Consider the following 23,687-nt stretch of genomic DNA (forward strand, 5'->3'; position numbering starts at 1 on the left):
GTGATCACGCGTTTCCCCCCGACCCCGACCGACGGTGACGCGCGTTCTGTCCGTCGATCTGGCCTACAAGCGCCATCGCGACATCGGCGTCGTGCTGCTCGACGCCACCGAAACCGGCATCGAAGCGACCATCGTCGACGCATTGCTCGCCGACCCGCCGCACGCGCACACGCTGGCCGACTGGCTGCATGCGCTCGCCGAACGGCACCACGTGGCCGGCATCGCCATCGACGGGCCACTCGGCTGGAAGGCCCCCGGCACCGATGCCCCGCATTGCCGAATGAGCGAGAAGGCGGTGCGCGCGCCGGGGAAGACGGGGTTGCCGCCCGACGGCGTGAAGCCGCGCGGCTATCTCGCGTTTACCGAGTTCTCCATCGCGCTCTTCGAGCGGTTCACCACACGGTACGGGTACGCGCTGCCGGGCAGCGGGCACGCTGTGCCTGAGAAACAGGGCGCAACCGGCGATCGGGGGGCGCGCTTCGTCACGGAAACCTTTCCCACGGCGGCGTGGCGCAGCCTCGGGCTGACGCCGGTGCCGGGGAAGGGGCGCACCACGCCCGACGCCCTGCGCGAGGCCGTCGCACGGCTCACGGCGCGGGTGCCGCTGCAACTGGATCGCGCACCGACGCACGACCAGCTGCAGGCGGTGGTGGGTGGCCTCGCCCCGCTGGCGTGGTCTCGTGGGCACACCCAGCGCGTCACCCTCGCCGGTGAGCCCCCGCATCGTCTCGACGGAAGCTGGCGCGAAGGCTATATCATGATTCCAAGCACGCTCTACTAGTGCGTACGGCAGCATCGGCCTCCCGCCTCCTGCCCCCCGCGTCCCGCCGCCTGTTCCTCCACCCGCCACACACCAATGTCCAGCCACTTCTCTCGCCGTGACTTCGTGGGCACCAGCGCCACCCTCGCCATGGGCGCCATGATCGTGCCGCGCCACGTGCTGGGCGGGCAGGGGTACCGCGCACCCAGCGACACGCTCAACATTGCCTGCGTGGGGATCGGCGGCATGGGCATGAGCAACATGTCGCAGATGCTCACCGAGAACATCGTGGCCGTCTGCGACGTGGACTTCCCGTTCGTCGAGCGGTCGCTGCAGGGGCGCCTCAAGCCGCGCGAGGGGCAGCCTACCGCACAGAACGTGCAGCTGGGGGAGGCCTACACCAAGGCGGCCAAGTACACCGACTTCCGGCAGATGCTGGAGAAGCAGAAGGACATCGACGCGGTGCTCATTGCCACGCCCGATCATCTGCATGCCACCATTGCTCTGGCGGCGATGTCGCTGGGGAAGCACGTGTACGTGCAGAAGCCGCTCGCGTATTCGGTGCACGAGTGCCGGCTGCTGGCGCGCAAGGCGGCCGAAAACCCCAAGCTGGCCACGCAGATGGGCAATCAGGGGCACTCCATGGAAGGCTCACATCGCGTCATCGAGATCGTGCGCTCCGGCGTGCTGGGCAAGGTGCACGAGGTGCACGTGTGGACCGATCGGCCGGTGCGCTACTGGGCCCAGGGGATTCCGCGTCCCCGCGCCGCCGGCGCCGCCGTGCTCAACACCAACCCGCGCCCGCAGTGGAACATGGGGACGGTGGACAACGCCGTGCGGGCTGCCATGGCCAGCAATGATCACTCGCCCCCGGAAGGCTTCCACTGGGATCTCTTCCTCGGACCGGCACCGGAAATCCCCTATCATCCGGCCTATCATCCCTTCGCGTGGCGCGGCTGGCTCGACTTCGGGGTGGGTGCGATCGGCGACATGGGGGCCCACCTCATCGATCAGGCGTACACGGCGCTCGAGCTCACGTATCCCACCAGCATTACCGCCAGTTCGAGCCCGTGGGGCGGCGGTGCGCAGAACCCCGCCACCTATCCCCTGGCCATGACGGCGCAGTTCGCGTACCCGGCAGTGGGCAAGCGCGGGCCGGTGGATCTCTACTGGTACGATGGCGGGCTGCTGCCGCCGCGTCCGGCCATGCTCCCCGACGAAGCGCCCATCTCCAACCCCGGCAGCGATGGCGGCGGGGCCATGATCGTGGGAGACAAGGGGCTGCTCATTCACGAGACGTACGGCGACCGGCCGCGCATCTACCCCGAGGGCACCGCCAAGCGCGCCGAAGCGGTGGCCAAGACCATTCCGCGCATCACGGTGTCGCACGAGCAGAACTGGATTCAGGCCGCCAAGGGACAGGCGCAGACCAGCTCCCCCTTCTCGCAGGCGGCCCCGCTGACCGAAACGATGCTGCTGGGCATTGCCGCGCTGCGCGCCGGTCAGGGACGCAAGGTGCTGTACGATGCGGCCAACATGCAGTTCACCAATGCGCCCGAGGCCAATCCGTTCCTCACGCGCGCCTACCGCAAGGGGTGGGAGCTGTAGACGCGCCGTCGGGTCGCGTCCGTCAGCGTGCCCGTGCCGCAAGCACGGCGCGCACGTCATCGAGTGTCCCGCCCACGGCCCGCAGCGCCACCAGGGCGTGATACACGAGATCGGCCGTCTCCTCGACGGCGCGGGCGCGGTCCTGATCGACACACGCGGTAGCCAGCTCCACCGCTTCTTCCCCGAGCTTCTTGAGCCGCAGGTTGCGGTCGGCCAGCAGCTGCTGCGTATAGCTGGGTTTCGCACCGTCTGCCGCCGGTGCGGCGGCGCGCTGGGCAATGGTGGCGTCGAGCGCGGCCAGCGCATCGCTGGCCAGCGCGGCGTCACGAAAGCAGGACGTGGTCCCATCATGACAGGCGGGCCCGGCCGGTACGACACGCGCCAGAACGGCATCGCGGTCGCAGTCGGCGGTGAGCGACACCACGCGTTGCACATGGCCGCTCGTGCCGCCCTTGTGCCAGAGTCCGCGACTCCGTGAGCGATAGTGCATCTCGCCGGTACGCAGCGTCTGCTCGAGCGCCTCGCGGTCGGCGTGGGCCACCATGAGCACCACCCCGGTGCCGGCGTCCTGGGTCACGACCGTGACGAGCCCCTGGCCCTTGGCAAAGTCGAGGGAGTCAAGGTCGAGGAGCGCGCGCGTGGTCATGAGTGGTCCGGGGTTTCGAGCAGGTACCGGCGCGCCGCGTTGGCCAGCGCCGCGTTGGTCGCAATGACATCGCCACCGAACGCGGTGTCTCGCCCGCGCCAGTCGCTGAAGCGGCCGCCCGCCTCGGTGATGATGGGATGCAGCGCCGCCGAATCCCACGGGTTCATGATGTCGTCCACCATGATCTCCGCGCGTCCGGTGGCCACGAGCAGGTAGCCGTAGCAATCGCCCCACGTGCGGCATACGGCCACCTCCGCCGCCAGCGCGTGCCAGGCATCGCGGCGGTGCGGCCGCTCGAGAAAGCGGCTGTCGGTGATGAGTGCCGTGGCGGAACGCAACGTGCCGGTGGTGGAGACGCTCGCCCGCGCCCCGTTCCACCAGCACCCTTCACCAGGGGCCGCCGATACCGTTTCGCCCACGGCGGGATAGCAGGCCGCCCCCGCCAGCACGGTCTCTCCTTCGCAGCAGGCCACCAGTGTCCCCCACAGCGGCACGCCACGCACGAAGGCCTTGGTGCCGTCGATCGGATCGAAGATCCACCGCCGCGTGGCGTGCGGGCGCACATCGTCGAATTCCTCCCCCAGCAGGCCATCCTGCGGAAAGCGGGCCTCGATCCACGCGCGCGCCTCCCGCTCGGCCTCGCGATCGGCAATGGTGACCGGCGAGCCGTCGCCCTTGGTCTCCACCGCCACCCCGGCCCCGTACCAGCGCATGGCCACGCGCGCGGCATACTCGGCCACTTCGGTGGCCGCCTGCAACAGGGACTGCGAGTGCTCGCTCATGGCGTCACCATCATGGCGTCACCAGGGCCTCACGCACCACCAGGCCGGCGTCGCGCATGACCCCCTTGAGCGCGTGCACCGTGGTGAGTCCGTCGTGCAGGATGCCCGCCACGAGCACCGCATCGGCTCCTGCCTGCTGCACGGCAGCCACCAGGTGTGCCGCCGTACCGGCACCGCCCGAGGCAATGACGGGCACGTGCACCGCATCGGCCACAGCGCGGGTGATCTCGAGATCGTAGCCCGTACGGGCGCCGTCCCGGTCGATGCTGGTGAGGAGAATCTCTCCGGCGCCACGCGCGACACATTCCTGCGCCCACGCCACGGCCTCGAGCGGCGTTTCCTCGCGACCGCCCTTCACCCACACCTTGTAGACGCCGTCGGCGTTCTGCTTCGCGTCAATGCTGGCCACCACGCACTGGGCGCCAAACCGATCCGCCGCGGCCGTCAGCACCGCGGGGTTCGTCACCGCTGCCGAGTTGAGCGACACCTTGTCGGCGCCGGCGCGCAGCGCACGCCCCACGTCGTCGACGGTGCGTACACCGCCGCCGATGGTGAGCGGAATGAAGAGCTGTTCCGCGGTGCGGCGCGCCACGTCGAGCAGGGTGGCGCGCTCCTCCGCGCTGGCCGAGATGTCGAGGAAGGTGATTTCGTCGGCCCCTTCGTGTTCGTACCGTGCGGCGAGCGCCACGGGATCGCCCACGTCACGGAGTCCCACGAAGTTCACCCCCTTCACCACACGGCCACCCTTCACGTCCAGGCAGACGATCACACGACGGGTGAGCATCTCAGGCCTGTCCGTTGATCTCGAGCGTCACGGAGCCCTTGGTGCTGAACACCGCGCCGGTTTCCACGAGCGCCTCACGCAGCGCGAAACCCAGCGCCTTGAACGCCGCCTCCACGATGTGGTGCCGGTCGGTGCCACGCAGCACGCGCACGTGCAGGGTGGCCTTGGCGTTGTCGGCGAAGGAGCGCATGAAGTGATCGTACAGGCCGCTGGGCAGCGGACCGCGGTAGTAGGGGCGACCGCCCATGTCGATCACCACCTGCACCAGCGCGTCGTCCATGGGGACGGTGCGTTCACCATAGCGCGCGCAGGTGGCCGGCGTATGCGCGGCAAAGGCCTGCCCCAGGGCAATGGCGACATCTTCGATGAGGTGATGCCGCAGGTCACCCGTGGCGTGAATGTCGAACGGCACTCCCGCGTACTTCGACAGTGCCACGAGCATGTGATCGAGGAACGGCTCGGTGGTGCTGATGGTGGGCGGGGCGGGCATCGGCTCGTCGAGCGCAATGCGGATCCGTGTTTCCTTCGATTCCCGAACCACGACGGTCATGCGCCGAACTCCTCTGCGAGACGGCGCGAGTCGATCGCGCCTGTGTACAGGGCCATGCCCAGCACCGCGCCGGCCAGGCCGCGGTGCTCGAGCGCCCGCATGTCATCCAGACTGCTCACCCCACCCGAGGCGAACACCGGCCAGGCACACGCCTCTGCCACGTCTTCCATGAGCGGCAGGTCGGTGCCCTGCAACCGGCCTTCGAGGTGCACGGCAGTCACCAACACCCCGGCCAACGGCAGCTGCGACAGCTCCTCCACGAAGTCCACCACATTGCGGCGTGATGTCTCCGCCCAACCCTTGGTGACCACCAGGCGTTCCCGCACGTCGGCGGCCACGATGAGACGCCCCGGGAAGCGGTGCGCCATCTCGCGGCGCCAGTCGTCGTCTTCCACGGCCCGCGTGCCCACCACGACCCACTCGGCGCCTTCCTCCAGCAGGCGCTCGATGCGCGATTCCTCCCGCACGCCGCCCCCCACCTGTACCGGCACGCCGGCGGTGGCGAGAATCTCGCGAATGAGGTCGGCGTTGCCACCGCGCCCCGTGGCGGCGTCGAGATCCACGACGTGCAGTCGGGTGAATCCCTCGCGCACCCAGTCACGCGCCACGGCCACCGGATCGTCGAGCCGGATCTGTTCGGCTTCGTAGTCGCCACCCACGAGCTGCACGCACCGGCCGGCGCGCAGGTCCACCGCGGGGATGGCGATCAATCGGTTGTCCATCAGACCTGGCTCCTGGCGGCGGCAACGGTGAGGAACGCGCGGATGAAGGCCACGCCGGGGGCGCTGGACTTCTCGGGATGGAACTGCGTGCCGATCACGTTTCCCCGGCGCACCGCTGCCGGAAAGCGATCGCCACCATGTTCGCTCCATGCCGTCACGTACGACACCCCTTCCGGCGCGGGGCGCCCCACGAACGAGTTGGCGTAGTAGGCCACGCTCAGCGCGGCGGCGGCGAGCAGCGGGTCGCGCACCTCGTCGAGCCGGTTCCAGCCAATCTGCGGAACGCGCGCGGCGGTGAGTCGCGATACGCGGCCCGGAACGATCCCCAATCCGGCGCCCGGGCCTTCGTCGCTGGCGTCGAAGAGCAGCTGCATGCCAAGGCAGATGCCGAGGGTCGGCAAGCCACCCAGCAACGCCGCGCGCATCGCCGCCAGTCCCGGTGCCAGGCGGTCGGCGGCGGGGGCGAACGCCCCGACACCGGGCAGGATGAGTGCCTCCGTATCGCGCACCGCTGCGGCGGGATCGGTTTCGATGCGCACCGCGGCGCCCCCGATCTCCAACGCCTTCACGAGCGAGTGCAGGTTGCCGGCGCCGTAATCGAATACGGTCACGCGAAGCGTGTCGGTCATGACGCTGTTCCGTAGATGTCGGCGGTGGCGTCGTCGAACGCCTCGAGGAAGCGCTGCATCAGGTCCCACGGCCCCACACTGATGCGCAGGGTGTCGCCCACGTGCGGCAGCCCGGGAAACGGACGCGCCGCCACGCCGCGTGCCCGCAGTGCCTGGCCCACGTCCACTGCACGCGCGACCGGCACACACACGTAATTGGCGTGCGAGGCGAGCGGGGCATACCCGCGGTCACGCAACGCCACGGCAAGGCGTTCGCGGTTCCGCACCGCCAAGGCCACGTGTTCCTGCACCCAGTCCATGTCGTCGCGCAGCGCTGCCAGCGCCATCTGCTCGGCCACGGCATTGAGCTTGTAGGGGCCGCGGGATTTCTCCACCTCGCGCACGAGCGCCGGCGCGCCCACCCCATAGCCAATGCGCAGCCCCGCGAGTCCGAACGCCTTGGACATGGTGCGGATGACCAGCAGGTTGTTCACGCGCCGGGCAAGATCAATGGCCGATACGCCGCTGAACTCCGCGTACGCTTCGTCCACGAAGACCACGCCGGGCGCCTCGCGCACCGCGCGCTCGAGTGTCTCACGGGCAAGCAGGGCGCCGGTGGGATTGTTGGGGGTGCACAGGTACAGGATGCGTGGCTGTGCAGCCAGCAGGGCATCGAGGTCGGGCTGATGATCCCGGCGTTCGGTCACCCCCACGTATTGCAGCCCGTTCATCTGGGCGAAGATGGGAATCATGGCAAAGCTCGGCTCGCTGCTTGCCACCACGCTCCCAGGTTCGCCGAACGCCCGCATGGCGCTGTCGAGGATGTCGTCGGAGCCACAGCCGGTCACGATGTGCTCAGCGCTGGCGCCCACGAACGACGCGAGCGCCTCCTTGAGCTCTGCCGCATACAGCGACGGATACCGGGTGACTCGCGCCACCGGCAGCTCGCGCAGCGTACGCTCGGCCGCGGGCGGCAGTCCCCACAGATTCGTATTGTCGGTCAGGTCGAGCGCCACGGGCGTGCGCTTGGGGTCGTAGAGCGGCACGGCGTCGTACAACGCGCGGGCGAACGAGAGGCGGTCGGTCATGGCTCTGACCCCGGCTCTGACCCCGGCTCTGACCCCGGCTCTGACCCCGGCTCTGACCCCGGCGGGTTCTGGGGATAGATTCGCTGCATGGCCCGACACACGCTCGACACCATCCCCCCCTACGTGTTCTACGAGCTCGACGACCGCCGCATGGCGGCCCGGGCGCGTGGCCAGCAGCTCATCGATGTAGGAATCGGCAGTCCCGACGGTCCCATTCCGGCGGTGGTGGTGGAGGCCATGCAGCAGGCCGCGGCCGACCGTTCGCTCAGCGGGTACCCGAACTTTCGCATGCACCCGGCGTATCAGGCCGCCGTCGTGGGCTACATGCAGGCCCGGTTCGGGGTCACACTGGATCCGTCGGCGCAGCTGCACGCGCTGGCCGGATCGAAGGAGGGGATTGCCGAGCTGATCCTGTCGCACACCAACCCGGGTGACGTGGTGCTGGTGCCGGAGGTGTACTACCCGGTGTACGCGCGGGCTACGCTGCTGGCGGGGGCGGAGCCGGTGTACGTGCCTTTTCTGCCGGATGGGCGGCTCGACCTCGATGCGCTGGACCCGGCCCTGGTCGCGCGGGCGAAGGTCCTGATCGTGAACTACCCGGGCAACCCCACCACCATGACGGTCACGCTCGACGAATTGGCGCGCTACGTGGCGTTCGCCGAGCGCCGTGGCCTGTTGCTGCTGAGCGACCTGGCCTACAGTGAGCTCTCCTTCGACGGGTTCGCGGTGCCCAGCGTGCTGCAGGTACCGGGCGCCGAGCGCGTGGCAGTGGAAATGCACACCTGCAGCAAGAGCTTCAACATGGCGGGGGTGCGCGCGGCGTTCGTGGCCGGGAAGCGTGACGCCATCGCGCGGCTCGATCGCTACCGCTCGAACATCGGCTACGGTGTGAGTACGCTCGCGCAGGTGGCGGCGACGGCGGCCTTCACGCATCATGCCACCATCGTTCCGCCCATCGTGGCGGAGTATCGCGCGCGCCGCGATGCGCTGGTGCAGGCGTTCCGCGCGGGCGGCTGGCCCGTGGTCGCGCCACGGGCCACGATGTATCTGTGGCTGGACGTCCCCGCAGGCTTTGGCGATTGGGAGTGGGTCGATGCGCTCATCCAAGGGCCAGGGGTCGTCGTGACGCCGGGCATGGCGTTCGGAGAGGCGGGGCGGGGGAAGTTCCGCGTATCATTCGTGCAGAGTGCGGAGCGGCTGGCAGAAGCGGCGCGGGGCATCGTCGCGTCGGCGAGACGGTGAGCGCAGAGGGGGAAACGGAAAACGCCCCCGAGCGCTGCGCGCCGGGGGCGTTTCCTTACCCCGGGCGCTGCGCGCCGGGGAGTCCTGAATTCGAGGGGTTACTTGGCGGCGGGCTTGGGCTCGGCCAATGCAATGTCCCACTGCACCTGCACTTCGGGCTGGATGGGGTTGAGCTTGGAGTCGTAGCTCACGCCGTAGTCCATGCGGTTGATGGTGAACTGCCCGCGGAAGCGCCCCATGCCCCCTTCGTAGAACACCATCGTGGCGGGCACCGTGATGCGCTTGGTCGTGCCGCGCACCGTGAGATCGCCGGTGATGTCGAGCTTGTTCGCGCCGGTGGACTTCACGCTCACCGACTTGAAGGTGATGCTCGGGTGCTTCTCCACGTCGAAGAAATCGGCGCTGCGCAGGTGCCCGTCGCGACGCTCCACGCGCGTGTTGATGCTCGCGGCATCGATGGTGATGGCAACCGACGAGTTCTCCCACTTCGCCGCGTCGAGCTTCACGTCGGCCTCCCACTTCCCGAAGAAGCCGTGGGCGCTGAGCATGCGCGAGTCGGCCACGAAGTTGATCTCGCTGTGCGCCTTGTCGATCGCGTGCGGCTTGGCGTCGGGGAGCGGGCGGGCGGCCACGAACAGCGGCAGCGCCAGCAGAGCGGTCAAGCGACGGGTTGTGAACATGAAGCGGTCCTCGGGTGTTGACGATGAAGGGCGGCGGGCTGGGAGGGCGCACTGACCCGCAAGTGTTAGTCCAGACGATTATTGGACGAGCAATGATTCATTGGTAAGATACCAGATCGGTCCCGGTGCGCAACCCCTGCCTGCGCCTTGTTTGCAGGCACGAGCGCCGGTGATCTTTCGCTGTTGCCCCTGATGTATCCCCCGCGCCCGAGTCCATGACCGCTCCGGTACCCGCCCTCGCTGACGAACAGCCGCTTGACGCCCCCGTTCCCCAGCCCGCGCTCCCAGATCGGGCCGATGCGCCGGTGTCCGAGGTGGCCGAGCGGTTCCTGCGTACCGTCGTGGCGGAGGTACCTCTGGCACTGATCGAGGAGCTCCACCTCTTCTCGCCCCTGCGCCAGGGCACGGTGGAAACGGGGATCGCCGTACTGGCGGCGCGGGTGCCGCTGTCCCCCGCTATAGCGTCGCCGGCTGATCAGCAGGCCCCTGAGCCGCAGCTGCCATTGGCGGGCGATCCGTTGCACGTGGAGGCGCTCGAGCCGGGAGTCCCCGCGGCGGTGGATGCCGACGACGACAGCGAGGAATCGCTGGTAATGGCTGCGGACGGCGACGACGATGAGGACGTATCGCACGTGGAGCTGCTTGCCGCCGACGCCTCGGCCGACGAGGGTGATGAGGCCGAGGCCGTGTCGCTCGAACCCGCTCCGGCGGCGGTGCGCCCGGTCCGACACACGGTGTACACCGCGCGCTATCGCTACGTCATCAAGGGGCCGGAGCGCGGCAAGTGGGAATCGAGCCTCAAGGCCGAAGCCGATGCGCCTCTCATTACCGTGGAAACGGTGGTGCGTGGCGTGCAGCGGCGCGCCGGGGAGGACTCGGAAATCGTGCGCTACACGGCGGCGCAGCTGGCCAAGGCGCTGCGGCTGCCGTTCCCCGAGTAGCGGCCCGCTCCCGTTTCGTGACCCATCCCTCCACCGACGCGGCGGTCGCTGCCGACAAGGAAGCGTTTCGTGTCTTCCTGCGCGACCACAATCTGCCGGCCACCGCCCAGCGTCTGGCCATTGCCGATGTGGTGCTCGGTACCGACCGCCACCTGTCGGCGGAAGATGTGGCCACCGAGCTGCGCAGCCGTGGCGCGTCGGCCGGTACCGCCACCGTGTACCGGACGCTCGACGTGCTGGTGCGCAGCGGTCTGGTGGTGGAGCGAGACTTTGGCGAGGGGTTCAAGCGCTACGAGGCCTCGCGCGGCGTGCCACATCACGAACATCTGCTCTGTACGGTGTGTGGTCGCGTGACGGAGTTTCGCGACGAGCGCCTGGAGCGCATGACGACCCTGCTGGCCGAAGCCCACGATTTCTCACGCCAGCGTCACCGGCTGGTCATCTATGGCCTGTGCGGCGACTGCCGCCGCGGCCGCCTCTCCGGAACTGTCCGTGGCTCCTGAATCCCTGACCGTGCTGGTGGCGTTCACCGCGGGGCTGCTCAGCTTCCTGAGCCCCTGCGTGCTGCCACTCGTGCCCAGCTATGTCACCTTCATCACGGGCATGGGACTCGACGATGTGTCGCGCGCCCGACGGACGGCGCTGCTGCACTCCGTCCTGTTCGTGCTCGGGTTCACGTTCATTTTCGTGGCGCTGGGTGCCGGGGCGTCGGCCTTCGGCCAGCTGTTGCGCGAGTATCGCGTGTGGATTGCGCGCGTGGGCGGCGTGATGATGGTGCTCATGGGGCTGTGGATGCTCGATGTCATCAAGGTGGGCGCGCTGCAGCAGGAGCGACGCTTCCACTTGAGCGACAAGCCGCTGGGCTATCTGGGCACGGTGTTCGTGGGGATCGCCTTTGGCGCCGGATGGACGCCGTGCCTGGGTCCCACGCTGGGCGCCATCCTCCTGCTCGCAGCCAACGAAACCGAGCTGGCCAAGGGCGTTGGCCTGCTCACGGCCTACTCGATGGGACTGGCCGTGCCCTTCCTGCTGAGCGCTCTCGCCATTGAGCGATTCCTTGGCTTCTTCCAGAAGTTCAAGCACAACATTGGTCGCGTGAATCGCCTGGCCGGCATCCTGCTGGTCATCGTGGGGCTGCTCATGTTCACCGGCTGGTTCGAGCGACTGGCGGCATGGCTGCAGCCGCTCACGCCCGCGTTTCTGGTGGAGCGGCTGTAGACGCCCCGCGCAGGCGACTCACGCCGCCTCGATGGCGTCGAGCAGCTGCTGCCGGCGCAGCATGTCCGCATAGCGTCCGCTGCGCGCCATCAGCTCCTCGTGGGTGCCGGACTCCACCACACGCCCGGCCTCGAGCACGATGATGTGATCGGCCTCGCGCACGGTGCTCACGCGATGCGAGGCAATGATGGCGGTGCGCCCGGCCAGCGCTTCGCGCAGCCCGTGCAGGATCGCCGCCTCGGTGTGTGTGTCCACGGCACTCAGCGCGTCGTCGAGCAGCACGACATCGGGGTCGCGGGCCAGTGCGCGGGCGAGCGCCGCCCGCTGCTTCTGTCCCCCCGAGAGGTTGATGCCGCGTTCGCCCAGCCGTGTGTCGAAACCGGCCGGCAGCGCGGCAATGGTGTCGGTGAGTTGGGCGATGCGGGTGGCCAGCGCCCGGCGTGCGAAGACGTCGGGTTCGCTTTCGCTTCCGGTGAGCCCGTAGGTGATGTTGTCGCCTACGGTTTCGCTGAAGAGCAGGGATTCCTGGGGCACGTAGCCGATGGCGGCGCGCAGCGTGGCGAGGGGCAGTTCGCGGATGTTCACGCCATCAAGCAGAATCTCACCGTCCTGCGGCTCGTACAGGCGGGGTAGCAGGTCCATGAGGGCGCTCTTCCCCGACCCGGTGGCGCCCACGACGGCGAGGGTGCCACCGGCGGGCACCGTGAACGACACATCGCGCAGCACCCAGCGCGGCGCTGCAACGGCCGAGGGTGCATGGTGCGCGGGGGAGACGGGCGCCTCGCTCGCTGGTGCCGGCGCCGGGGGGGGATAATGAAAGGACACGCGTCGGAACTCGATGCGGCGACCGGTCGTGCCCGTGGGCAGGTGCGCCTGCCCGGTGTCGTGCACGGCCGCCGGTGTGGCATCGAGCAGTTGCAGGACACGCGTGAGTGACGCCGCGCCGCGCTGGAAGAGGTTGGTGGTCCAGCCGAGCGCGATAAGCGGCCAGGTGAGCATGCCGAGGTAGATGGTGAACGCGACGTAGCTGCCCACCGTGAGCTGCGCGTCGATGAGGAGCGTGCCTCCCACGGCAATGGTGACGGCCATGCCGAGTCCGGCCAGCAGGGCAAAGCCGGGGCTCATGAGGCCATTGAGCCGGGCGAGCGCCATGTTGGCCTGGAGGTACTCCTCCCCCAGCTGGTTCCAGCGCGCCACTTCGGCGGCTTCCTGGCGGTACGCCCGCACGACGCGCACGCCGGCGAGATTTTCCTGTGCGCGGGTGCTGAGGCGGCTGAACTGCTCCTGGGCGTGTTCGAAGCGCGTATGCACGAGCTTGCCCAGGCGCAGCATGAGGAGGGGGAGTCCGATCATGGGGAGCAGCGCCAGCCCCGTGAGCCGCGGTGAGATGCGCACCATCATGGTGAGTGCGAACATCCCGCCGGCGATGGTGTTGGCGAAGTACATGATGGCTGGGCCCGCCGCCATGCGCACGGCGCTGAGGTCGTTGGTGAGGCGGGCCATGAGGTCGCCGGTGCGCCAGGCGGCGTACCACCCTGCATCGAGGGTGGTGAGCCGGTCGAACAGCTGGCGCCGGAGGTCGGTTTCGATGCGCCGGCTCACCCCGTTCATGGTGTAGCGCATGGCGAAACGCAGCACGCCGCTGGCGAGGGCGGTGACGAGCATCACCGAGGCCAGTCCCAGGAGGTCGCGCGCGGCGGCGCCCTCGCGCATGCTGTCGAGGCCGCGCTGCAGGAAGGAGGGCTGCAGCGCGACGAGGGCGGACGATGCCACGACCGATACCAGTCCCACCGCAACTTGCAGGCGATAGGGGTGGTAATATGGAATCAGTCGGCGAAGTGTACGCCACGCCTTCACCTTGCCTTCCTCACCCGGGAGTCTGCCCATGCGTCAATATATCCGTTCGCGTCGTCCGGTCCTGGCCACGGCCCTCACGTGGGCGGCGCTCATGGCGCTGGCTGCCTGCGGCGACACGGGCGCCGACAACGGCGCGCTGGCGAGCGACTCGGCGCTTGGGCGCGACCTCGCGCTGGCGCAGCAGGACAGCGCGCCGTCGCCGCAGCTGCAGGACGTTCCAGCGGCACCGGAACCTGCGCCGGCGCCGGCAACCGCCGCCGCACCGGCTCCGCGGCCGGTGCCGCGACCCGCTCCGCGACCCACACGCCCGGCGCCACGTCCCACCGCGGCCGCCCCCACGCCTGCGCCCGCGCCTGCCCCCGCCGCGCCGGTGAGTGGTACGGTGGCGAGCGGCACGCGCCTCACGTTCGCGTCGTCGTCGAAGGTGTGCAGCAACACGATGCCGGTGGGCGAGAAGTTCACCGCGGAGCTCTCCGAGTCGGTGAGCGCGAGCAACGGCGTGAGCATCCCGGCCGGCGCCACGGGCATCTTCGAGGTGGTGGAGGCCAAGACGGCGCGCAACAGCAACGACGAGACCACCTTGCGCGTGCGCCTGGTGTCGGTGCAGTTCGGCGACAAGACGTATCCGGTGGAGAGCACCGTGCAGACGGCGAGCACCGAGCGTGTTCGCAGCGCGACCAAGGGTACCGACGCCAAGAAGGTGGCGGGCGGCGCCATTCTGGGCGCAATCGCGGGTCAGGTGATCGGCAAGAGCACCAGGGGCACGGTGATCGGTGCCGCCGCGGGCGCGGCCGCGGGCACGGCGGCGGCTGCCGCGACAGCCAACTTCGACACGTGCATCAACAGTGGGGCGACGATTGCGGTCACGCTGGACGCGCCCGTGACGGTGCGGCCGGCGCCGGTGCCGTGACGGCTGGCTCAGCGCTCACTCAGCGCTGCGTACTGAGAGTTGAGCTGGCAGAGGGAGAGTTGAGCCCGGATCGCAGCGAGAGTTGAGCTGATCAAGTGCCGAATTGTGTGTAGTTCGCTTCCGGGTGAGAGAGCGGACTACGCCGCGCGGGGGGTCTTGAGGGCGTTCTTGACGTTGTGGGTGGGGGAATCGGGCACGATGTACCGTCGCTTCGCCCACTGATCGCTGCGGTCAGCCGCGAGCGCGGTGGCGAGGCGCAGGTAGCTCGCCTCGTTGGGGAAGATGCGGATGACATTGGTGCGCCGACGAATTTCCTCGTGCTCGCGTTCGAGCGCGTTCGTGGTGCGGAGGCGGCGGCGCGCTTCGGCTTCCTTGAGCATGTAATAGCCGAGCGTGTCAGACAGCGTCGTCTCGAGCCACGTCGCTACGGCGGGCAGCGGCTTCTGGAGGCTCGCGATGAGCGCCCGCCCCCGCTGCTCGGCCTCGGCCCGCGTCGGCGCCGCCCAGACGTCCCGGAGGGCCGCGAGCAGGGCTTCCTGGCGCGCGGCCGTGCTCACTTTCGTGAGGGCGTTGCGGAGGTAGTGGACCTGACAGCGCTGATGCACCGCGTCAGGGAAGAAGCGCTGCACGGCGCCCTTGAGCCCCGCGTGTTCGTCACTCACGACGTACTGTACGCCGTGCAGGCCGCGCGCGTGCAGATCCTGAAAGACCGTGCCCCACGTCGTCGCGCTCTCCGCGTTGCCGAGCCACACGCCGAGATATTCGCGATGGCCGCTCGCCGCGACGCCGAGCACCCAGAGCACCGCGGTCGAGAGCACTTGGCCCTCTCGCCGAATCCGCTCGTAGTGGGCGTCGATCACGAGATAGGGGTACGCTTGCGCGTCGACGGGGCGTGTCCGCCACGTCGCGAGCTGGGCATCCAGCTGCTTGGTGGCGCGGCTCACCGTACTCGCGCTCACGGGCTCGCCGCTGAGCTGCTCCATGATGCGCCGGACTTTCCGCGTGGAGACGCCCTGCAGATAGCACGTGGCCATCGCACTCAGCAGCGCCTGCTCGTGGCGCTGATACCGCGCAAACACCGTCGGCTCGAAGAGGCCCGCGCGGTCACGCGGCACGCGCAACTCGACCTTCCCGATCCGCGTAATCAACCACCGCGGGCGGGTGCCATTGCGCACGCCCTGGCGCTCGGCGGCGCGTTCGTACGGGGCCGCGCCGAGGAACGTCGCGAACTGCGCCGCGAGCGTCTCCTGCAAGACGGTCTGGATCATCGTGCGCAACGCGCCAGGGAGGGCCGGCTCGGGCGCGGCCGATTGCTGGAGCAGCCGCTTCGGGCTACCATCATCCAAAGAAACGGTCATCGATCAGCTTCTGGGCTTCGTGGGACGGCAATCCCACTGGTGAACTAGGGCACCCAGAAGATGGTCGGTGGCCGTTTCTGCGTCGAATGCAGCGGGCCACCGACCGAACTACACACAATTAGCGACACTATCGGGCTCACGTCTCCTTCTCACGTCTCCTTCTCACGTCTCCTTCTCACGTCTCCTTCTCACGTCTCCTTCTCACCTCTCAAGCTCACCACTCAGTAGCCCACCGCTCCGCCCGACCGCCGCGGTTCCGGTTGCCCTTCCCATCCTCCCTTCACGCGCATGATGGCGTTCACGTTCACGAGGCTGCGCACTTCGCGCATGGCGTGACCGAAGGCGCGCAGGGAATCGAGGACCGTGGGGCGCACGCCGCCGGCTTCGAAGGTGAGGGAATCGGGGAGCGCCTGATGATGAATGCGGGGGGCGCGCATGGCATCGGCCAGCGTCATGCGATGTTCGATGACGTTGAGAATGACCTGGCTGGTGCCCGTGATGATGGTGGGGCCACCGGCCGCGCCGGCCACGAGCAGCACCTGATCGCGCGGGTCGAGCACGATGGTGGGGGCCATGGCGCTCAGCATGCGCTTGCCCGGCTGAATGGCGTTCGCTTCGCCCTGCACGAGACCGAACATGTTGGGCTTCCCCGGCTGCGCGGCGAAGTCGTCCATCTCGTCGTTCAGCATGAAGCCGGCGCCGCGCACCCACACGCCCGAGCCCCACGAGTTGTTGAGCGTGGTGGTGGTGGAGACGGCATTGCCGCGCGCGTCCACCACGGCATAGTGCGTGGTGTGTTCGGGCTCGCGCGCCGCCTGCGCCATGAGCGGCTCGAGATCACGCGTTGGCGTGGCGCGGGTATCGGCGATGGTGGCCTTGAGGCGCGCTGCGTAGCTCTTGCTCGTGAGCTGGGCGAGTGGCACCGGCACGAAGGCGGGGTCGGCCAGCTTCGCGTTGCGGTCGATGAAGGCCCGCTGGTACGCACTCCCCACGAGATGGAACCAGCGGGTGCTGCCGTAGGCGGGCAGGGACGGATACTGCTCGAGCACGTTGAGCGCTTCGGCGGTGGTCACGCCGCCGCTCGACGACGGCGGCATGGAGAGCAGCGCGTACCCGCGATACGTGGTGCGGATGGGCGTGCGCCACACCGGGGCATACGTGGCGAGATCGGCCCGGGTGATGATGCCCGTCGTGCCCTCGGCGCCGCGCTGCATCTCGGCCACCAGCGAGTCGGCCACCCAGCCGCTGTAGAAGGCCCGCGCGCCCTGATCGGCGATGGCCTGCAGCGTGCGCGCAAGCTCCGGCTGCACGAGTCGAGCGCCCGTGGCCAGCGGTGTGCCGTTGGGGGTGAACGGCGACTGGCGCTGGAAGCGCAGCAGCATCCTGGAGGCGCGCTCGATGGAGGTGGCCAACGCCGTGTCCACGACGAAGCCATCGCGCGCCAGCCGAATGGCCGGCTGCATGACCTTCGAAAGCGGCATGGTGCCGTAGCGCTCGAGCAGCGCCGTCAGCCCCGCCACCGCTCCCGGCACGCCCGAGGCGAGGTGCCCGTAGATGCTCTTGTCGGTCAGCTTGCCATTGGCGTCGAGGTACATGTCCCGCGTGGCCGCCAACGGCGCGATCTCGCGATAGTCGAGGGCGGCGGTGCGGCCGTCAGCCAGGCGCACCACGGTATACCCGCCGCCACCAATGTTGCCCGCCTCGGGCCATGTGACCGCCAGCGCGAACCCCAGCGCCACCGCCGCGTCCACGGCGTTGCCGCCTTCGCGCATGATGTCGGCGGCGGCGGCGCTGGCCTCGCGGCTGTTGCTCACCGCCATGACCTGCGGGGCGAAGGTGGCGCGCTGCCCCGCCGGCAGACGCCAGCCGGCGGGGAACTGCGCCGCCGCCCGCTCGGGAATGGCGGGATCGCCGGGTTGCCCGGCGCCGGACACGTTCGCGGCCGTCACACCGGATGCGGAAGCGGACGTGGACGTGGACGCGGAGGTGCCCGCACAGGCACCCAGCACACCAGCGGCGAGCAGCGTTGCACACCAGGAGCGCGGAGAGGGGACGCGCATGTCAGCTCCAGGAGGGATGGAAAGAGGCCACGAGACCGTTGCGGACCGGGCTAGAACTTGAAACGCAAACTGGCGCGCGTCGCCCGCGTGCGGTACGTGCGCCCCGTGCCATCGGGCAAGTTGTCCCTGGCGTGCCACCCGATGCCGAAGTCCTGCACCAGCGCGATGACCATACCCGGCGAGAGAGTATAGCCGAAGCCGAAGCCCATGGAGCCGGCGACGCCCATCTGCAGCGTCCCCGGGCCAATCGCCGCCGCCGTGGAGTCCCTCGTTCGGAGATTGCGAAAGCCGTTCACGCCGCCCTGTGCTTCGAAGAAGGTGTGAAAGCCAGGGCCGCCGCCGCTGCGGAACTGACCCATGAGCTGCCAGGTCTCCAGCTGCGCCTCGCACCTGGCGATGCACACCGCGCGGGGATCCGGTGCCACCTGTCCAGGGACCGCGAGTCGGGTGACGTTCACATCGACCACCCCGTACCCCAGCGATACCCCCAGCGTCGTGGCCGGGTCGAGTGCCTTCTCGAGCGTACCGCGCAACTGCCAGAGCGGGTCGTTGCCGAACTCCCACCGCGCGCTCGACGCGCCGTCGTTGATGGCCCCCAGGACCAGCCCCGCCGCGCCGCCCGAGAACCACCACCCCTGGCTGGGGCCGCGAGGAGGCGGTCCACCGGTCGGGGGGCGGCCGCGAATCTGGGCCTGAGCGCTGCCGGCACTTACCAGCAGCAGCAGGGCCAGCGTGGGCGCGAGACGACGGGCAACGGGGTGCCCGCTGCGCGGCACGCTGCTCCTACGAACGAAAGAAACCGGACGCACCGCGACTCCGAGGTTGACCTCCCGTTAAGTTACCCTGACGTCCCCTCCAGAGGCACGGTTGCCCAGATTTCCGGCCCGCGGGGATGCCGCGCGAGGCCTGCGTCGGGTCCGCGTCCGCTCCTTCACCCGCATGCCGTGTCTGCTCCGACGCTCGACCCCCGGGTCACCGAACGTCGCAATCCGCGCACCGTCGACATCGATCTCGCGTCGCCGCTGGACATCGTCGACCTGATCAACGCCGAAGATCGCGCCGTGGCCGACGCGGTCGCCACGCAGCGCGCGGTCATTGCGCAGGCGATCGCGGCCATCGAGCAGGCCTTTCGCGCCGGCCACCGACTGCTGTACGTGGGCGCCGGCACCTCGGGACGCCTCGGCGTGCTCGATGCGAGCGAATGCCCGCCCACCTTCGGCACCGACCCGCGCATGGTGGTGGGCATCATTGCCGGCGGCGATCACGCCCTCCGCAATCCCATTGAGGGCGCCGAAGACGATCCGGCCGCGGGAGCAGCGCAAATGGATGTGCAGGCGGTGACCGCCGGTGACGTGGTGGTGGGCATTGCGGCCAGTGGCACGACGCCCTTCGTGCGCGGCGCCCTGGCCCGCGCGCGGGAACGCGGCGCCACGACCGGACTCATTGCCTGCAGTGAGCCACCCGCCGTCATGCGCGCGCAGGCTGATTGGCTCATTCTGCCCATCGTGGGCCCCGAGGTGCTCACCGGCTCCACGCGGCTCAAGGCCGGCACGGCCACCAAGCTCGTGTGCAACATGCTCACCACCGGCGCCATGATTCGCGTGGGGAAGAGCTACGGCAACCTCATGGTGGACCTGCGGGCCACCAACGTGAAGCTGCAGGATCGCGCCGAGCGTATCGTCAGCGAGGTGACCGCGCTGGACCGTGAGGCAGCGCGCGCGCTGCTGCAGCGGGCCGACGGCCGGGTGAAGCGCGCGTTGGTCATGCACGCCCTCGACGTGGACGCGGCCACCGCCGACGCGCGGCTCGAGGCCGCAGGCGGCGTCATTCGCAAGGTGGTGCCCAACGCGCCACCGCCGGTGGGCGCATGAGCCGGCACGACGAACAGCTCTTCGTGGGGCTCATGTCGGGCACGTCGCTCGACGGAATCAGTGCGGCCGTGGTGGCGTTTCGCGAAGAACACGGCCGCGTGCAGGCGTCGCTGCGGCACTTCGCGCAGCGCCCCTACCGCGCGGATGAACGGGACCGGCTTGCCGGTGCCATGCAGCGCGGATCGGCGCGGGACTACTGCCGGGTGCATGCCGACCTCGGCACGTGGCTTGGTGAGGCCGCGCGTGCCGCCATGCAGGAGGCCGGTGTTGCGCCTGCCGAGGTGCGCGCCATCGCCTCGCACGGCCAGACGCTCTGGCACGAACCGGGGCACAGCACCTGGCAGATCGGTGACGCGGCCCGCATTGCCGAGCTCACCGGGTGCGCCGTGATCAGCGACTTCCGCACCCGCGACATGGCCGTGGGGGGGCAGGGCGCACCGCTGGTGTCCATGGCCGACCAGCTGCTCTTCGCGCACGACACCGAGTGGCGGGCACTGCAGAACATCGGCGGCATCGGCAACGTGACGCTGGTGCCGCCCCGCACCCTGACGGGGGGCGAGCCGGTGCGCGCCTTCGACACGGGCCCTGGTGTCGTCATGCTCGATGCGGTCACGCAGCGGCTGTTCGGTGAGCCGTTCGATCGGGATGCGCGCATTGCCGGCACCGGTCGTGTCCTGGCGCCTGTGGTGCGGGCGCTGCTCGACCTGCCGTACCTGCACGAGGCGCCGCCCAAGAGCACGGGTCGCGAGCTGTTCACGCCGGCGTTCGTGGAGGCGTTCGTGGCGCGCTGTCGCGAGGCGGGTGGGGCCGATGCCGACATCGTGGCCACCGCTGCCGCGTATACGGCCGCCACCATTGCCGATCAGTACACGCGCTGGCTCACCCCCATGCCGCACGACGTGGTGGTGTCGGGAGGCGGGGCGCGTCATCCGTTCCTGCTGCGCTGCCTCGAAGACGCCTTCGCGGAGCACAGCGAGCGGGATCAGCGTCGGGCGCCGGCGGTGCGCCACTTCGACACGCTCTTCTTCGACGCCGAGGCGAAGGAAGCGGTGGCATTCGCGCTGCTCGGTTATCTCCATCTCACCGGACGGCCGGGCAACGTGCCCAGCGCCACCGGTGCGCGTGCGCCGCGGGTCCTGGGCGCATTGACTCCCGTTGCGCCGAGTGTGTTGTCATGAGCGAACAGTCGCGCCGCGACCTCGCGCAGTTGCTGCTGCCGGTCATCCGCTGGAACGCCGATCGTGGCTTCACCGACGCGCGCGCGCTCATCGAGCAGGCGCTGCAGCTCGGGGTGGGAGGGTTCCTCCTGGCGGGGGGCGAACAGGATGGCGTACGCGCGCTGGCCAAGGAACTACAGCTCAAGTCGAGGCATCCGCTGCTGTTGGCGGCGGAGCTGGAGCGTGGGGCGGGGCAGCAGTTCGCCGGCGCCACCGGGCTGCCGCCGCTGGCCGCCATTACCGCCATGGGCGATATCGAGGCGTTGCGTCGCGCGGCGCGACTCACGGCACGCGAAGCGCGCACCATGGGGGTGAACTGGAATCTTGCGCCCGTGTGTGATCTCGACCTGCTGGCCGAGAACCCGCTCCTTGGCACGCGTGCCATGGGCCAAGACGCCCGCAAGGTGGCGCAGCTGGTGCAGGCATGGATCGAAGCCACGCAGGCCGAAGGGGTCATGGCGTGCGCGAAGCACTTTCCCGGGATCGGACGCGCCACGCGGGACCCGCACCGGGAAGCGCTGAGCGTGGACACGCCGGCCGATCAGCTCAAGGAGCTCGACCTGCAGCCGTTTCGCGCGGCCATCAGCGGTGGCGTGGCGAGCGTGATGACGGCGCATGTCGCGTATCCGGCGCTCGACTCCAGCCGTGCGCCCGCCACGCTCTCCCGGGAAATGCTGCAGTGGCTGCTGCGACAGCAGCTCAAGTTCGACCATCTCATCGTGGCCGATCTCATGACGCTGCCGGGCGTGTGCGAGGGGCGCACGGTGGCCGACGCCTGCGTGCTGGCACTGCGTGGCGGGTGCGACGTGCTGCTGGCCCCGGGCGACCTGGACACCACGCTCGATGCGCTGGAGAAGGCGCTCGAGGATGGGACGCTCGATCCGGAGCGCGTGAAGCAATCGGTGCGCCGGCGACTCAAGTGGGCGCAGTGGGTGTCGCCCCCCAACGATTGGCGCCGCCCCAGTGGTGCCGACACGGCGTGGGGCGCGCTGCTGGCCGACAAGGTGCTGCGCATTGAACAGGGGCCCATTCCGCCCATGGCAGGGGTCACCGAAGTCGCGCTGGTGGACGACGATGACGACGTGGAGGGGCGACGCCCCGACCGCACCGGCATCGTGGAAGCGATGCGGCTGGCCGGCAACGATGCGCGCATCGTGAGCGCCCCCACGGCGGCCAGCGCCGGGCCATTCGTGATTGCGCTCTTCGCCGACTATCTCCCCACCAAGGGGCGCTGCACGCTGCGTGAGGATACCGTGGCCGCCGTCCGGGCGTTCGCGGCGCAGGCGGAGGCCATGCATCGCCCGGTGGTGCTGGTGGGACTTGGTGACCCGCGCTGGGTGCAGCAGTTGGCCATGCCGGTGCCCACGATCATTGCCTGGAACGGCGACCGGGTCATGCAGCAGGCGGCCGGACGCGGATTGCTGCGGAAGCGATAACGCCACGCGCTGGGATGGTGGCCGCGCGTGGCGTCAGCGCCGCGCGAGCTGCACCACCGTCCACACCACCGCGGCCACGGCCACGCACGCCAGCAGCACCAACAGCGGTCGTACGCGGGCGCGGCGTTCGGCCACTTCGGGTTCCACGAGGGGTCGCCGTTGTGCGGAAGCCGCCTGCTCGCTCTCGTCGAGATCGCGCCGCTCGGCGCGGGTCGGCATGCGCACCCCTTGCTTGGGGGCGGGATCGCTCTTGATCGGCGTGCGCGGCGCGCGCGGCACGATGGGCGTGTCGCGCGTCTGCTCGAAGAGCGTACCGGCGAGCGGATATGCGGTGTACCCCACGGAGTCCTGGCCCGACGAGGACAGCAGCCCGGCGCCGTCGAAGCGCACCGCCACCACGGTGATGTTGTCGGGGCCGCCGCGATGATTGGCCCGATCGACCAGCTTGCGACAGAGCATGCGCACGTCGGACTCGCCAGTCGACAGTTGCGCGATTTCGTCGGCCTTGACCAGCCCCGACAGACCGTCGCTGCAGAGGAGAAGCGTATCACCCTTGCGCAGCTGCTGGTGGGTGAGATCCACCGTGACCTGCGCTTCCGGCCCCAGCGCCTGCAGGATGATGTTGCGGCGGTCGCTCACTTCGGCTTCTTCGGGGGTGAGTTCCCCCGCTTCGACCAGTCGCTGCATGAGCGATTGATCCTTGGTGATCTGTTGCGCCGCCCCGTCGCGCACCACGTAGGCCCGACTGTCCCCCACCTGCACCAGAAAGAGCCGATCACCCAGCAGTCCGGCAATCGTGGCCGTGGTTCCCATTCCGCGATGCTCGGGAAACTCGCGAGCATGCTCGTGGATGCGCACGTTGGCCGCCATGGTGCTGTCGCGCAGCGCCTCGGCGAACTGCTCGGGCGACGGCGCCGTCGTGGCCTGCGACCACTGCCGGCGAAGCCCCTCCAGCACGAGCGTGCCGGCCATGCTGCTGGCCAGCTCTCCCGACGCCGCCCCTCCCATGCCGTCGGCCACGAGAAAGAGCAAGCCCCGCGGCGAGGCGGGCAGATCGAGCGCCCCGTCATCGAACCCCACCGGACGGCCGGTTTCGAGGTCCGCCACGAGGAAGGTGTCCTCGTTGTGTTCGCGCGACCGTCCCACATCCGTCAGCGCAAACACACGGGCCACGACGGGACGATCGCCGGTCGGGGGGTGCGCTGAGTTGGAATCAAAGGCAGTGACGGTCACAACGTGTTTGTACGGGCCATGGCGCGGAAAGTCGGTCGTACTGACCCCTACGGACACCCACGCCGGAGGTTGCACCTCGGACGGGCGGAACGGAAGACTCCACCGTGAAAACGTGC

General features: G+C 69.4%; 23 protein-coding genes. 10 read left to right on the forward strand and 13 right to left on the reverse strand.

The annotated features are described in order from the left end of the window. Positions 1-34 precede the first annotated feature (34 nt). Entirely contained in the window at positions 35-781 is a 747-nt protein-coding gene (locus LW840_RS06735; protein WP_291267933.1) for a DUF429 domain-containing protein, read from the forward strand. Between the two features lie 75 nt (positions 782-856). After that, entirely contained in the window at positions 857-2,368 is a 1,512-nt protein-coding gene (locus tag LW840_RS06740) for a Gfo/Idh/MocA family oxidoreductase (protein ID WP_291276674.1), read from the forward strand. A 22-nt stretch (positions 2,369-2,390) separates the two neighbouring features. On the opposite strand, the gene hisIE is transcribed toward LW840_RS06740, so the two are convergent. Genes hisIE through LW840_RS06775 form a run of 7 tightly spaced genes read right to left on the reverse strand, consistent with a single transcriptional unit; the run spans position 2,391 to position 7,548 of the window. After that, positions 2,391-3,014, reverse strand: coding sequence for a bifunctional phosphoribosyl-AMP cyclohydrolase/phosphoribosyl-ATP diphosphatase HisIE (hisIE, locus tag LW840_RS06745; RefSeq protein WP_291260534.1), 624 nt, complete (start codon positions 3,012-3,014; stop codon positions 2,391-2,393). Next, positions 3,011-3,796 (reverse strand): histidinol-phosphatase, encoded by a 786-nt coding sequence (gene hisN, locus LW840_RS06750; RefSeq protein WP_291260533.1) that lies wholly within the window; start codon positions 3,794-3,796, stop codon positions 3,011-3,013. Before hisN ends, hisIE begins: the two co-directional genes overlap by 4 nt. 10 nt (positions 3,797-3,806) lie before the next feature. Then, positions 3,807-4,580 carry an imidazole glycerol phosphate synthase subunit HisF gene (gene hisF, locus LW840_RS06755; protein WP_291260532.1) on the reverse strand — a complete coding sequence of 258 codons (774 nt, stop codon included), beginning with the start codon at positions 4,578-4,580 and terminating at the stop codon, positions 3,807-3,809. Between the two features lies 1 nt (position 4,581). Further along, entirely contained in the window at positions 4,582-5,130 is a 549-nt protein-coding gene (locus LW840_RS06760; protein WP_291260531.1) for an imidazoleglycerol-phosphate dehydratase, read from the reverse strand. Next, a complete protein-coding gene (hisA, locus tag LW840_RS06765) occupies positions 5,127-5,840 on the reverse strand; it encodes a 1-(5-phosphoribosyl)-5-[(5-phosphoribosylamino)methylideneamino]imidazole-4-carboxamide isomerase (protein WP_343213687.1) in 714 nt (237 codons plus the stop codon). The genes LW840_RS06760 and hisA overlap by 4 nt, the downstream gene beginning before the upstream one ends. An 11-nt stretch (positions 5,841-5,851) precedes the next feature. Then, entirely contained in the window at positions 5,852-6,481 is a 630-nt protein-coding gene (hisH, locus tag LW840_RS06770) for an imidazole glycerol phosphate synthase subunit HisH (protein ID WP_291260529.1), read from the reverse strand. After that, positions 6,478-7,548, reverse strand: coding sequence for a histidinol-phosphate transaminase (locus LW840_RS06775; protein ID WP_291260528.1), 1,071 nt, complete (start codon positions 7,546-7,548; stop codon positions 6,478-6,480). The genes hisH and LW840_RS06775 overlap by 4 nt, the downstream gene beginning before the upstream one ends. An 87-nt stretch (positions 7,549-7,635) precedes the next feature. On the opposite strand from LW840_RS06775, the gene LW840_RS06780 reads away from it, so the two are divergent. Then, entirely contained in the window at positions 7,636-8,790 is a 1,155-nt protein-coding gene (locus tag LW840_RS06780; RefSeq protein WP_291276675.1) for an aminotransferase class I/II-fold pyridoxal phosphate-dependent enzyme, read from the forward strand. A 98-nt stretch (positions 8,791-8,888) separates the two neighbouring features. On the opposite strand, the gene LW840_RS06785 is transcribed toward LW840_RS06780, so the two are convergent. After that, positions 8,889-9,452 (reverse strand): YceI family protein, encoded by a 564-nt coding sequence (locus LW840_RS06785; protein ID WP_291266695.1) that lies wholly within the window; start codon positions 9,450-9,452, stop codon positions 8,889-8,891. A 233-nt stretch (positions 9,453-9,685) separates the two neighbouring features. Between LW840_RS06785 and LW840_RS06790 the strand changes: the two genes are divergently transcribed. The 3 genes from LW840_RS06790 to LW840_RS06800 are packed head-to-tail and all read left to right on the forward strand — an operon-like array spanning position 9,686 to position 11,629. Next, positions 9,686-10,411: a hypothetical protein gene (locus tag LW840_RS06790; RefSeq protein WP_291266694.1), complete on the forward strand. Its 726-nt coding sequence runs from the start codon at positions 9,686-9,688 to the stop codon at positions 10,409-10,411. 17 nt (positions 10,412-10,428) lie between these two features. Then, entirely contained in the window at positions 10,429-10,914 is a 486-nt protein-coding gene (locus LW840_RS06795; RefSeq protein ID WP_291263117.1) for a transcriptional repressor, read from the forward strand. After that, positions 10,904-11,629 carry a cytochrome c biogenesis protein CcdA gene (locus LW840_RS06800; RefSeq protein WP_291263116.1) on the forward strand — a complete coding sequence of 242 codons (726 nt, stop codon included), beginning with the start codon at positions 10,904-10,906 and terminating at the stop codon, positions 11,627-11,629. The genes LW840_RS06795 and LW840_RS06800 overlap by 11 nt, the downstream gene beginning before the upstream one ends. A gap of 18 nt (positions 11,630-11,647) precedes the next feature. On the opposite strand, the gene LW840_RS06805 is transcribed toward LW840_RS06800, so the two are convergent. After that, the gene (locus tag LW840_RS06805; protein WP_291276676.1) at positions 11,648-13,516 is read right to left on the reverse strand and encodes an ABC transporter ATP-binding protein; all 1,869 of its coding nucleotides are present in this window, start codon (positions 13,514-13,516) and stop codon (positions 11,648-11,650) included. On the opposite strand from LW840_RS06805, the gene LW840_RS06810 reads away from it, so the two are divergent. Continuing rightward, positions 13,515-14,396 (forward strand): hypothetical protein, encoded by an 882-nt coding sequence (locus LW840_RS06810; RefSeq protein ID WP_291266692.1) that lies wholly within the window; start codon positions 13,515-13,517, stop codon positions 14,394-14,396. The two genes, LW840_RS06805 and LW840_RS06810, sit on opposite strands and share 2 nt — an antisense overlap. A 137-nt stretch (positions 14,397-14,533) precedes the next feature. On the opposite strand, the gene LW840_RS06815 is transcribed toward LW840_RS06810, so the two are convergent. From LW840_RS06815 to LW840_RS06825, 3 genes are all read right to left on the reverse strand, one after another. Beyond that, positions 14,534-15,754 carry an IS256 family transposase gene (locus LW840_RS06815; RefSeq protein ID WP_291260844.1) on the reverse strand — a complete coding sequence of 407 codons (1,221 nt, stop codon included), beginning with the start codon at positions 15,752-15,754 and terminating at the stop codon, positions 14,534-14,536. A 221-nt stretch (positions 15,755-15,975) separates the two neighbouring features. Further along, the gene (ggt, locus tag LW840_RS06820) at positions 15,976-17,703 is read right to left on the reverse strand and encodes a gamma-glutamyltransferase (RefSeq protein WP_291276677.1); all 1,728 of its coding nucleotides are present in this window, start codon (positions 17,701-17,703) and stop codon (positions 15,976-15,978) included. Positions 17,704-17,864: 161 nt separating this feature from the next. Beyond that, positions 17,865-18,590 (reverse strand): hypothetical protein, encoded by a 726-nt coding sequence (locus tag LW840_RS06825; protein ID WP_291273613.1) that lies wholly within the window; start codon positions 18,588-18,590, stop codon positions 17,865-17,867. Between the two features lie 168 nt (positions 18,591-18,758). Here LW840_RS06825 and murQ point away from each other — a divergent pair, with 168 nt between their 5' ends. From murQ to LW840_RS06840, 3 genes are read left to right on the forward strand one after another with little or no spacing between them, the layout of a single operon-like run. Next, positions 18,759-19,685, forward strand: coding sequence for an N-acetylmuramic acid 6-phosphate etherase (gene murQ, locus LW840_RS06830; protein WP_291268660.1), 927 nt, complete (start codon positions 18,759-18,761; stop codon positions 19,683-19,685). Further along, complete coding sequence (locus tag LW840_RS06835; RefSeq protein WP_291276678.1) at positions 19,682-20,863, forward strand: anhydro-N-acetylmuramic acid kinase; 1,182 nt, start codon at positions 19,682-19,684, stop codon at positions 20,861-20,863. Before murQ ends, LW840_RS06835 begins: the two co-directional genes overlap by 4 nt. Next, positions 20,860-22,338 carry a glycoside hydrolase family 3 N-terminal domain-containing protein gene (locus LW840_RS06840; RefSeq protein ID WP_291276679.1) on the forward strand — a complete coding sequence of 493 codons (1,479 nt, stop codon included), beginning with the start codon at positions 20,860-20,862 and terminating at the stop codon, positions 22,336-22,338. The genes LW840_RS06835 and LW840_RS06840 overlap by 4 nt, the downstream gene beginning before the upstream one ends. A 33-nt stretch (positions 22,339-22,371) precedes the next feature. Here the strand turns inward: LW840_RS06840 and LW840_RS06845 are convergent, their stop codons facing one another. Continuing rightward, positions 22,372-23,511 (reverse strand): PP2C family serine/threonine-protein phosphatase, encoded by a 1,140-nt coding sequence (locus LW840_RS06845; RefSeq protein WP_291276680.1) that lies wholly within the window; start codon positions 23,509-23,511, stop codon positions 22,372-22,374. Positions 23,512-23,687 lie beyond the last annotated feature (176 nt).

Source organism: Gemmatimonas sp., from assembly GCF_021298855.1.
Taxonomy (GTDB): Bacteria; Gemmatimonadota; Gemmatimonadetes; order Gemmatimonadales; family Gemmatimonadaceae; genus Gemmatimonas.